The sequence below is a fragment of the Microcystis sp. M49636_WE2 genome (genome assembly GCF_030065375.1).
GTDB classification, from domain to species: Bacteria; Cyanobacteriota; Cyanobacteriia; order Cyanobacteriales; family Microcystaceae; genus Microcystis; species Microcystis aeruginosa_C.
In genome coordinates, this window is record NZ_JASJFG010000096.1 from 1 (window position 1) to 10676 (window position 10676).

At 42.2% G+C, this 10676-nt stretch carries 10 protein-coding genes and 1 pseudogene; 5 read left to right on the forward strand and 6 right to left on the reverse strand.

Going from position 1 to position 10676, the window contains the following annotated elements:
• Together PX484_RS02215 and PX484_RS02220 are read left to right on the forward strand one after the other, a co-directional pair.
• Window positions 1-655 (forward strand): cadmium resistance transporter (locus PX484_RS02215; protein ID WP_288102740.1); only part of this gene is annotated, 655 nt, incomplete at its 5' end.
• A 330-nt stretch (window positions 656-985) separates the two neighbouring features.
• Complete coding sequence (locus PX484_RS02220; protein WP_061432697.1) at window positions 986-1420, forward strand: YidH family protein; 435 nt, start codon at window positions 986-988, stop codon at window positions 1418-1420.
• A gap of 10 nt (window positions 1421-1430) precedes the next feature.
• On the opposite strand, the gene PX484_RS02225 is transcribed toward PX484_RS02220, so the two are convergent.
• Entirely contained in the window at window positions 1431-2228 is a 798-nt protein-coding gene (locus PX484_RS02225; protein ID WP_287666109.1) for a sulfite exporter TauE/SafE family protein, read from the reverse strand.
• A gap of 285 nt (window positions 2229-2513) precedes the next feature.
• Between PX484_RS02225 and PX484_RS02230 the strand changes: the two genes are divergently transcribed.
• Window positions 2514-3518, forward strand: a complete 1005-nt coding sequence (locus PX484_RS02230) for a sulfate/molybdate ABC transporter ATP-binding protein (RefSeq protein ID WP_287666111.1) — start codon at window positions 2514-2516, stop codon at window positions 3516-3518.
• A gap of 109 nt (window positions 3519-3627) precedes the next feature.
• Here the strand turns inward: PX484_RS02230 and PX484_RS02235 are convergent, their stop codons facing one another.
• The 5 genes and pseudogenes from PX484_RS02235 to hypE form a co-directional block, all read right to left on the reverse strand.
• A complete protein-coding gene (locus PX484_RS02235; RefSeq protein ID WP_287766890.1) occupies window positions 3628-3861 on the reverse strand; it encodes a DNA adenine methylase in 234 nt (77 codons plus the stop codon).
• A 17-nt stretch (window positions 3862-3878) separates the two neighbouring features.
• Window positions 3879-4112, reverse strand: a pseudogene (locus PX484_RS02240) (helix-turn-helix domain-containing protein); the annotation flags it as partial.
• Between the two features lie 300 nt (window positions 4113-4412).
• Window positions 4413-5225 (reverse strand): hydrogenase nickel incorporation protein HypB, encoded by an 813-nt coding sequence (hypB, locus tag PX484_RS02245; RefSeq protein ID WP_287766892.1) that lies wholly within the window; start codon window positions 5223-5225, stop codon window positions 4413-4415.
• Entirely contained in the window at window positions 5216-5560 is a 345-nt protein-coding gene (locus PX484_RS02250; RefSeq protein ID WP_002801994.1) for a hydrogenase maturation nickel metallochaperone HypA/HybF, read from the reverse strand. The genes hypB and PX484_RS02250 overlap by 10 nt, the downstream gene beginning before the upstream one ends.
• A 138-nt stretch (window positions 5561-5698) precedes the next feature.
• Window positions 5699-6769, reverse strand: a complete 1071-nt coding sequence (hypE, locus tag PX484_RS02255; RefSeq protein ID WP_288102741.1) for a hydrogenase expression/formation protein HypE — start codon at window positions 6767-6769, stop codon at window positions 5699-5701.
• 349 nt (window positions 6770-7118) lie between these two features.
• On the opposite strand from hypE, the gene PX484_RS02260 reads away from it, so the two are divergent.
• Together PX484_RS02260 and recG are read left to right on the forward strand one after the other, a co-directional pair.
• Window positions 7119-8018, forward strand: coding sequence for a hypothetical protein (locus tag PX484_RS02260; RefSeq protein ID WP_287766896.1), 900 nt, complete (start codon window positions 7119-7121; stop codon window positions 8016-8018).
• Window positions 8019-8085: 67 nt separating this feature from the next.
• Window positions 8086-10554 (forward strand): ATP-dependent DNA helicase RecG, encoded by a 2469-nt coding sequence (recG, locus tag PX484_RS02265; protein ID WP_288102742.1) that lies wholly within the window; start codon window positions 8086-8088, stop codon window positions 10552-10554.
• The last annotated feature ends 122 nt before the right edge of the window (window positions 10555-10676 follow it).

Sequence of the window (10676 nt, forward strand, 5' to 3'; positions counted from 1 at the left end):
AGCAATAGCGGCCTTTATTGCCACTAATCTCGATGACATCCTGATTTTGACGATTCTTTTTACCCAGGTCAATAAACTTTTTCGCCGTCGTCATATCGTTATCGGTCAGTATTTAGGCTTTATCCTGCTGATTTTGGCGAGTTTAACTGGCTTTTTCGGGAGTTTCTTGATTCCGGCTCAGTGGATTCGTTTTCTCGGTCTGTTACCCGTGATTTTCGGGATTCGGAGTCTCTGGCAGCGAGAAGAAACCGAGACGGATAATAATGTGGAGGTCGCTGTAGAATCAGCACCTTATTTTCCCTTGGCGGCCTGGTTTTCCCCTCAAACCGGCGCTGTGGCGGCAATTACCATCGCCAATGGCAGTGATAATATAGGGATTTATCTGCCTCTGTTTGCTAGTAATACTTGGCAAAATTTAGTCACTATCGTCAGCGTTTTTCTGATCTTGGTGGGTGTTTGGTGTTTTACTGCTCATCAGTTAACCCAATTACCGGCGATCGCTAATTTAATTACCAGTCACGGCAGCCACTTTGTCCCCTGTGTGTTGATCGGTTTGGGTGTGTTTATAATCAAGGAAAGTCTTCCCCTCGCTTTCTTGGCCCTATCCTTAAGCTATGGATGGGCGCTTTTCCAGCAACAAGCAGAATCTATTTAGGGTTTGCGGCAAAAAGTTTTTCGGTGGGGGCAGGGTGTAGGGTGTAGGGTGTAGGGTGTAGGGTTTTAGCGATTTTCAGGGAAAAAGTACCTGCATTTTCCCCCCGATCACTCCCCAATCTGGTACTTTTTGGTTGACAAAAAGTCTAAAAGTCTTACCCAACAAGGTTTTTAGATTTATTGAGCAAACTCTATTTGATTTTTGATTCAATACAAATACATCTAAAAATATATTTTAGATTTTTTCCATACCATCTATAACTCAAGTGCCATAGAATAACATCATCTTATCAAGCGGTCAACTTGAAACCGACCCCTAGCCATCTCGATCATGTTATTTTTTCTCAAATCGCCAGTGACGGAAAGCAAGACCAGCATTACACCGAAAAAAGTCAATCCCAATCGAGTCCGCGATCATCTGGCCAATGAACGCACCTATCTGTCTTGGATGCGAACAGCGATCGCATTAATGGGTTTTGGTATGGTTATCCTGCGTTTACGGGCCTTTCATCCTCCTCTGGTTCCCCGGCCCGGTTATGGTTGGAAATTGGGCTTAATGTTTGCTTTAGTGGGTTTATTGACCGTATTTTTGACCACGGCCCATTATTTTACAGTCAGACGAGATATAGATGAAGATACCTATGAACCAGCCGATCGATGGGTGGTACTATTTAGTTTAGCGATCGTTATTCTCGGTGCGGGAATTATCTATTTTGTCGCCACCAGTCCCGATCTGTTGATGGGTAGTATGATGACTTTCGAGTGAACTATGGGGGTTAGGTGGGTTGGAGTAAGCGCCAACTGACCGTGACTAGAATAGTATAAAGCAGTATTTTTAGGGCATTTTTGGGGAAATATTCCGATAATCTTGCTCCCACTACCACCCCCGGTATTCCACCCAACCAGATAGGAAGTACCAGATTCCAATCTACCGTTCCTAATCCCAGATGACCAATGGAAGTACAGGTTAAGAGGATGGACGCTTGCGATAGATCTGTGCCGACTAATTTGCGAGAATCAAGGTGAAAAAAGGTCATCAAGACCAATGCAAATAAGGAACCACTGGAAATACTGGTTAAACCGACCAAATAGCCTAAAACTGCCCCTAATATCGTTGTTTTTATCTGACCGGAGCGAGTGGTTAAATCTAATTTTGGCCAGGACCAAGGGGACAAATCGGGAAAAAATAAGGAGATTAGTAGTTCTAGGGCCGCTAGGACAGTCACGATCATCAAGACAAGACCGATGATAGGAGGCAACCATTGATCGAGATTGAGGGAGCTATTCTGCTGAAAATAGCGAAAACCGACTAATCCTAACAGAGAACCGGGTACACTGCCAATTACTAGCCATTTTACCACTTCTAACTCGATCGTTTGCTGTTGCCAGTGACGAACAGTGCCGACCACTTTCATCAATCCGGCCGCTACCACATCGGAACCCACTGCGGTGGTAGCGGGAACCTGAAATACAAAGATCAATAGGGGTGTAATCAAGGATGAACCGCCAATTCCCGTTAATCCCACGATAATTCCGATAAAAAAGCTAAATATTGTCAATAAAGAATAGTCCATTTTTGCCTCAGTCGTCTCTTTTCTCCGGTGTGTTTCTGGTAGTTAAGGGACAAAATTAGTTAATTAAGCCTTTAGAACCGACTAAAAGAGTAAAAAAGAGTAATAGTAAGCTTTTATCGCTGTTTAATCTTTTTAGTCTCGGTTTATAACCAGTAATCTCCCGAATCGAAACTTAATTTTTTCGCTATATTGTAAAATGTAATTGTATTTTAATACGATTGAGATTGAATTGTAGTTAAAATACGGTCAAACCCTATACATTTTTTTGCCAGAGGATTAGCTACCGTGAGTATCATCATCGAGCAAGTATCGAAAAAATTCGGCACCTTTACCGCTTTAGACCACATCAACCTAGAGATCAAATCGAATCGTCTGGTGGCACTGCTGGGGCCGTCCGGTTCGGGAAAAACCACCCTCCTGAGAGCGATCGCAGGATTAGAACCCCCCGACACAGGCAAAATTATCATCAACGGCAAAGACACAACCCATTTAAATGTCAGAAAAAGGAATATTGGCTTTGTTTTTCAGCATTATGCGCTTTTTAAACACCTGACGGTGCGTCAGAATATCGCTTTCGGTTTAAATATCCGCAAAGCTACCCCCGACTACATTCAAAAACGAGTGGACAGTCTCTTGAGTTTAATTCAATTGCAGGGATTAGGCGATCGCTATCCGGCCCAACTATCCGGGGGTCAACGTCAACGGGTTGCCCTGGCCCGGGCCTTAGCGGTAGAACCGGAAGTATTATTATTAGATGAGCCTTTTGGGGCCTTGGATGCCAAAGTTAGAAAAGAGCTACGAGTTTGGTTGCGACAGTTACACGAGGAGGTCCATGTCACCAGTGTTTTTGTCACCCACGACCAAGAGGAAGCCATGGAAGTGGCCGACGAGATCGTAATTTTCAATGAGGGTAAAATCGAACAGGTGGGGACTCCCGATCAGGTGTACGATCATCCTGCCTCTGCTTTTGTGATGAGTTTTATCGGCCGGGTGAATGTTTTACCACCGACCTCGGCTGCACTGTTCGAGCAGCTTGGGGGGGGTACTAACGGAGTCAAGATTTTTATTCGTCCCCACGACCTGGAAATTCTCTCTTCTCCCAATGGGTCTAGTATTGCGGCAAAAGTCGAGCGCATTATCCATCTGGGTTGGGCCATCGATGTGGAATTAATTCTACCCGATCGCTCTCTCCTGATTGCCCATCTGAATCGAGAACAACTGGATCAATTGCATCTCAAGGTCGGGGAACAAGTTTATGTTCGTCCTCGGGATGCTCGCGTTTTTGCCTAAAAGTCAGCCTTATTGTTAGTGCCTGACGAAGGTCCCAATAGGTGTAGGGTCATGAATGCACAAGGCTGCTACTAGCTTCGCATCATGTCCCTACACACCCCTAGGAGTCTTATGCAAATAATACTAAATCCGTTGAGTATAGGCTACATATCAGGAGAGGCAATAAATAATCAGTTTTTAATAACTGGATTTCGTATAAATTAAAAGCTACCAACTCCAGGCCACAAAAGGGTTCTATCCAGCGATCAAAGTTTTGATGATCTGCTAAACTTTTGATTGATGATACCAGTTTAGTTTTGATACCTTGACATTTAATCGGGGGAACAATGACGGTTGTTTTCATTAACAACTAATAGATAATTAAATGAATACACTGGGGGAAACATTGAAAATCTCTCCTAAAATTTTCCCTTGAGCTTTACTAATCGATCGCTTGCCTTTAACAATTTCTGAAACCACACCCTTAGAACCAATTTTACCAACTAAATCAGCTTGTTTCATGTTGTTAGCTGACATTAAGTGTAATAATACTTCCCTCGGTGAAGCTGGTTCGGGTTGAGGTTGTTTGGCATCAAAATCCTTAATAATTGTAGCTGGTTATAATTAAATTAAAAATGGATTTTAGGTTCGATCCCCCCTTAGTCCCCCCTTGATAAGGGGGGTGCCGATCCCCCCTTAGTCCCCCCTTGATAAGGGGGGTGCCGATCCCCCCTTAGTCCCCCCTTGATAAGGGGGGTGTCTGATAATTTTTAACGCCTACCTACTTATTCTTCCTCATTTTCAATAATCTTGGGTTGAAATTTAGTCAACAGTTGATTATAAATATTTTGATCAAGTGCTAGGGTCATTTTTCCTTGGGTTAGACTGAACTTTTTTGGTGTGTTACTGCTTAACTTAAACCAGCGATTTTAACCAGCTGTACCAAGCATCTAAACCTTCTCCAGTGGTAGCGGAAACTTGAAAAACTTTCAGATTGGGATTAACTTGATAGGCGTAATCTAAACAGCGATCGAGGTTAAAATTAACGTAGGGTAGTAGGTCTATTTTTGTCAAGATCATGACTTGAGAAGCGTGGAACATATAGGGATATTTAATCGGTTTATCTTCTCCTTCGGTGACGGAAAGAATGACAACTTTGGCATTTTCTCCCAAATCAAATAAAGCAGGACAAACTAGATTACCGACATTTTCGATCATCACTAAAGAATTCATCGGTGGATCGAGTTCGATTAATCCTCTCTCTACCATTGATGCTTCTAAATGACAACCTGTTCCGGTATTAATTTGAACGACTTGGCAACCGGTTTCACTAATTTTTTGGGCATCATTAGCTGTAGCTTGATCTCCCTCAATCACACTGATAGGAATAGCGGTTTTTAAATCGGCAATTGTGCGAGTTAACAGGGTAGTTTTTCCCGAACCGGGGGAAGAAACCAGATTAAGGGCAACAGTTTTTCTCCCCTTCAACCAACCGCGATTTTGTGCCGCTAATAGATTATTTTTTGCCAGCAGATTTTGCTCAACTTGGAGAATGTTACCATGAATTTGAGCGTGAATTTCCGCAGGATGATGGGGATGCTCATGATCGTGATCGTGATGGCTATGACTAATAACAGTACCATCGGCTAAAATATGTTCATGGGTTCCCGTTTGCGGATTAGTTACCGTCACTTCCGAGTTATCAGAACAACCACAGGTTACACACATAAGGATTCTGTCTCCAACGATTTAAGATTTAATTCTTGACCCTGTAAAATGATTATATTACGACTACCACATCGCTCGCAGATTCCGTAGGGATATTCTAGTTCTAGCTCATTTCCGCAATCTTGGCACTGTCCTAAACCAGAAATTTCCAGAATCTCTAACATTGCCCCCTCTATATTAGTACCTTGACAACAGGTATCAAAACAAAAAGCGATCGATTCTGGCATAATTGCCGTTAGTTTACCAATCTCTAACACCACGCGCTTAACTTTCATTCCTCGGGAATGTTCTAAGGCAAGTTCGATAATATTTTGGGTGATTCCTAGTTCGTGCATTTTCAGTTATCAGTTATCAGTTATCAGTTATCAGTTATCAGGGAGAAGAGAGCAGGGAAATTTCAACTAAAACCCCAAAACCCCAACTATCTGTTTTTTTAGTTTTCACTTTTTCCTTTAAAACTGTCTTCTGTCTAATTAACATATTCTCGGTAATTGTTCACCGACTAACATATCGAGAATCCTTTTAGTGCCGAAAGCGGTTTTTAAGTAAACTAAATTGGGGGGAGAAGCGACGACTTCCCCGATAGAAGCGGCATTTTTACCGTCAGGATGGGAGCGCATCACTGCTAAAACGCGATTTTCCGCCTCTGGTGGCACGACAAGGACTAATTTGCCCTCATTTGCCAGATAAAGCGGTTCTAAGCCCAATAATTCGCACATTCCTCGCACTTCTTCCCGGATGGGGATCGCCGTTTCCTGTACCTGTATTCCCACCCCTGAACTTTGGGCAAATTCGGTTAAAACCGTGGCTAATCCGCCCCTAGTGGCATCCCGCATCGCTTTAACTTCCGGGCAAACGGCCAGAATTGCAGAAATTAAAGAATTCAGGGCTTGACAAGCGCTTTCGATTGTGCATTGTAGGTCTAATTCGCCCCTAGCAATCAGAATGGCGGCTCCGTGATCCCCCAGAAAACCGTTAATCAAAATGCGATCGCCAACTTGTAAATTATTCGCCCCGGAATTGATTCCGGCTGGAATTACCCCCACTCCAGAGGTATTAATAAATATTTGATCCCCTTGTCCCTTAGAAACGACTTTTGTATCCCCAGTGACGATTTTTACCGCTGCTTTTTCGGCGGCTATTTTCATGCTAGTAACGATGGTTTTTAGGGTGTCGATAGATAAACCTTCTTCGAGGATAAAACTACAACTGAGATAGAGAGGAATTGCCCCACCGACAGCCAAATCATTAACGGTTCCATTGACTGCTAAACTGCCAATATCACCCCCCGGAAAGAATAGGGGAGAAACCACATAGGAATCGGTGGTAAATGCCAAGCGATCGCCTATTTTAGCCAAATCTTTAATCTCAAATCGTGCTTGATCTTCAAGGGTTGCCAGTAAGTTATTATCAAAATTATTAACGAATATCTCGTTAATTAAATCCCGCATTGCTTTGCCACCACTGCCATGGGAGAGAGTGATATTTGTGTCGGTAATTTTTGTTTTTTTTAATTTTAAAGAAGCTGAAGGATTGCTAGTCATAAATTTAAGTAGAGCAGTTATCTTGATGGTGAGGTAGAAAGTTTTCGTTTTGGGGAGTCGGTGGTCGATAGTAAATTAGGTTACACTTGATCTTGATCAGAAACGCTGTCATAGCTTACTGCTAGATTATCTTTATGGGTTTCTGGTATTTCTCGCACTTTTTCTACAGTTAAGTCCAAGACTTGAGCAATTCGTTCTACAGTGAAATTTAAAGACGATCAACGCGGCACAGATTCCAGTTTACCTTCTTTTCGTCTGAGCATCTCCCCCATGTCAGGGTGCTATAGCTGACAGTGAGTCGCTATAATAGAATTCGCCGATCGCTAACTTCTCCCTCGGTAAAATTTCTATGACTGGAAGACTGAACAAGCTACAACAAGATTTAAAGAACATAGAAACGGAAGTGGCAAATTTAGCCGAAAGAATGCGAGAAAAATACCGAATTTATCTTGATTTACTCGGTGAATCTCTCTATAAACAGGCGATCGGGGCAGTGTATTATATCTGTACCCGTTACTATGGGGGGGAATTTCTGGCCCTCTCCCACAGCAATCGTCAGAAACTACAAGAGGAGATCAAAGCTCTAGGACAAGAGGCTAAAGCCAGTTTACAGCAATTGGGCGAACAGAGCTTCAATCGAGGGGCATTTTCAGGGGTAGGATTCTCTAAAAGTCCAGCAGAGACAGTTAACACCCCAGATTTCTTGAAGCTTTTTCTAGACAAACGGGAAAATCTAGCCGCAACTGGAGAGATTAATAACCCCGATATTTTGCTTTATTGTTGTCGAGTCCTGGAAAAAAACTGTATCGAGATTCTCAATCATCTCTCTAAACAAATTAATCAGCAACTACAAAAAGCCTATATTATTCCCCCTCATCTACCCAGTCAAATTATCGATATGGCAATTCAAGCGGGAGAAGAGGGACAATCCCTAGGTGGAGGAAATAATATGTTAAACATTTTAGTAGAAGCTAAAAACCCTGAACCAGAGGAAGAAAAAGATGAAGATGAAGATGAAGATGATGGGGATGATCATGATTTTTCAAGTGGCAAAGTCACTAAAGTAACGGCGATTCATCTACGAATGGCTGAACTAGAATTTGCTGATGCGCGCTTAAGTGTCGAAAGAAATCAAATTCGCTCCCTTTGGGAACAATTAAATCGTCTAGGTAAACAATATCATCACCTTCGCAAAGAATATACTATCGCTCAAGCGGAAGCGGCGTGGCGCAGTAGTTGGTATGATTAATCAGTTATAATTAAACAGAGGTATTAGGGAAACATAACACTAGGAAATTTGGAATCAAGAGGCAATTATGAAAGGGGAAATACCCGACTGGGTGAGATTACAAAAAGCCTTATCTGTAGAAGCGGAAAAAGGTTATCCAGATCTTCAGGGAAATCAATACCGTTTTAGCGAGTTTTTGTGTCTTAGTTTCGGGGATAATCCTCCCGTGGGAATTGCCACCAGTGAGAGAAATCGCTGGCGAGAATTAGCCCAAAAATTTGCCCAATATTCCCAGTTTAATCCCAGACAAAGACAACAATTAGTCACCGAAACTCGCAATTTTTTGCAACAATTACGGCAAACTTTAGAAGCAACCCCCACCCCAAAAGAACCAGCTGCGGCGAAAATTATTAATACCACTCCCATCACGGCAAAGACTAATTCTCCACGGCAAGTTACCCTCGAACAACCCTTGAAATATCTAGCGGAAGTGGGAGAGAGAAAAGCCAGTCTTTTAGAAAGATTAAACCTCCACAAAGTTGAAGATTTATTATATTATTATCCCCGGGATCATATTGATTACAGTCGTCAAGTCAATATCGCCAATTTAACCGAGGGGGAAACGGTAACTTTAGTAGGGAATGTCAAGCGCTGTAATTGTTTTACTAGCCCCAAAAATACCAAGTTAGCTATCTTTGAATTGCTCTTACAGGATCGCACTGGACAGATAAAATTAAACCGTTTTTATGCGGGAACTCGCTATACTAATCGTGCTTGGCAAGAAGGACAAAAAAAACTCTATCTGGTGGGTTCGGTGGTGGCGGTTAGTGGTTTAGTCAAAGCGGGTAAATATGGGTTAACTTTAGAAAATCCTGAATTTGAATTATTAGACAGTTCTGGGGCAAGTATTGAGTCCTTAAAAATCGGGCGTATTCTGCCAGTTTATCCCCTCACCGATGGAGTACCCGCCGACCTAATTAGAAAGGCTGTAGTCGCCGCTTTTGGGGCAGTAGAGGCGATAAAAGATCCCTTGCCTTTCGGTCTAAGAAAACAATACGGATTAATCGATTTAAAAACAGCAATTACTAACATTCATTTCCCTAATAATGCCGAGATTCTCAGTCAAGCGCGACGGCGATTAGTCTTTGATGAATTCTTCTTTTTACAATTGGGTTTTCTGCGGCGGCGGCAACAGTATCGTCAGACACAGAAAAGTGCTATTTTTAGTGCTAGGGGTCAACTAATTGATCAATTTAATCAGATAATTCCCTTTCAATTAACTAATGCTCAGAAACGAGTTATTGAAGAAATTTTAGAGGATTTAGATTCTAGCACCCCGATGAATCGTCTCGTGCAGGGGGATGTGGGTTCTGGCAAAACAATTGTCGGAGTTTATGCTATTTTAGCAGCCCTACAATCTGGTTATCAAGCGGCATTAATGGCTCCCACGGAAGTTTTAGCAGAACAACATTATCGTAAGTTAGTTAGCTGGTTTAATCTCTTACATTTACCCGTAGAATTATTAACTGGTTCCACAAAAACCGCTAAACGGCGAGAAATTCACGCCCAATTAGAGACAGGAGAATTACCACTTTTAGTGGGAACTCATGCCCTAATTCAAGATGCAGTTAATTTCCGCAAATTAGGTTTAGTTGTTATTGATGAACAGCATCGCTTTGGGGTACAACAAAGGGCAAGATTATTAAGCAAAGGAGAGTCTCCCCACGTTTTAACCATGACAGCAACACCGATTCCCCGTACTTTAGCTTTAACCCTACATGGGGATTTAGATGTGAGTCAAATTGACGAATTACCCCCCGGCAGACAACCGATTCAAACCAGCGCTTTAAATGGGAATCAAAGAAGGGCTGCCTATGATTTAATTCGGCGTGAAATTGCCCAAGGCAGACAAGCTTATGTGATTTTTCCCTTGATTGAAGAATCGGAAAAATTAGATGTTAGGGCTGCGGTGGAAGAATATCAAAATTTATCAGAAAAGATTTTTCCCAATTTTAATATCGGTTTACTCCATGGTCGCATGAGTTCCGCCGAAAAAGAGGAAATCTTAACAGCTTTTCGCGATAATATTCTGCAAATTATTGTCTCAACTACGGTTATCGAAGTGGGGGTGGATGTTCCCAATGCCACGGTGATGTTAATTGAAAATGCCGAACGTTTTGGCCTTTCACAATTGCATCAATTACGGGGGCGCGTGGGCAGAGGTTCCCATCAATCCTACTGTTTACTTTTAAGTGGGACTAATAGTGCTAATTCCCGTCAAAGATTGACGGTTTTGGAACAATCCCAAGACGGCTTTTTTATCTCGGAAATGGATATGCGATTTCGCGGTCCGGGGGAAGTTTTAGGACAACGACAATCGGGTTTACCAGATTTTGCCCTCGCTAGTTTAGTCGAGGATCAAGAGGTGTTAGTTTTGGCAAGAGATGCCGCCGAAAAAATTATGTTAGATGATCCCCATTTAATCACTTTGCCCAATTTGAAACAAGCCTTAGAAGCTAAATATCAACGGATGTTGGGAGCGGATATTTTAACTTGATTTAGATGTTCAGTGATCAGTAAACAGTAATACTAAATCCAGTTATTAAAAACTGATTATTTATTCTCCGTTTTGCAGGAGTGCCTCTCTTGATATGTAGCCCATACTCAACGGATTTACTA

Excerpts from the sequence above, each read along its gene's own strand:
- PX484_RS02220 (WP_061432697.1), top strand. The coding sequence starts at position 986 with ATGTTATTTTTTCTCAAATCGCCAGTGACGGAAAGCAAGACCAGCATT.
- PX484_RS02225 (WP_287666109.1), bottom strand. The coding sequence starts at position 2,228 with ATGGACTATTCTTTATTGACAATATTTAGCTTTTTTATCGGAATTATC.
- PX484_RS02235 (WP_287766890.1), bottom strand. The coding sequence starts at position 3,861 with ATGAAAACAACCGTCATTGTTCCCCCGATTAAATGTCAAGGTATCAAA.
- hypB (WP_287766892.1), bottom strand. The coding sequence starts at position 5,225 with ATGTGTGTAACCTGTGGTTGTTCTGATAACTCGGAAGTGACGGTAACT.
- PX484_RS02250 (WP_002801994.1), bottom strand. The coding sequence starts at position 5,560 with ATGCACGAACTAGGAATCACCCAAAATATTATCGAACTTGCCTTAGAA.
- hypE (WP_288102741.1), bottom strand. The coding sequence starts at position 6,769 with ATGACTAGCAATCCTTCAGCTTCTTTAAAATTAAAAAAAACAAAAATT.
- PX484_RS02260 (WP_287766896.1), top strand. The coding sequence starts at position 7,119 with ATGACTGGAAGACTGAACAAGCTACAACAAGATTTAAAGAACATAGAA.
- recG (WP_288102742.1), top strand. The coding sequence starts at position 8,086 with ATGAAAGGGGAAATACCCGACTGGGTGAGATTACAAAAAGCCTTATCT.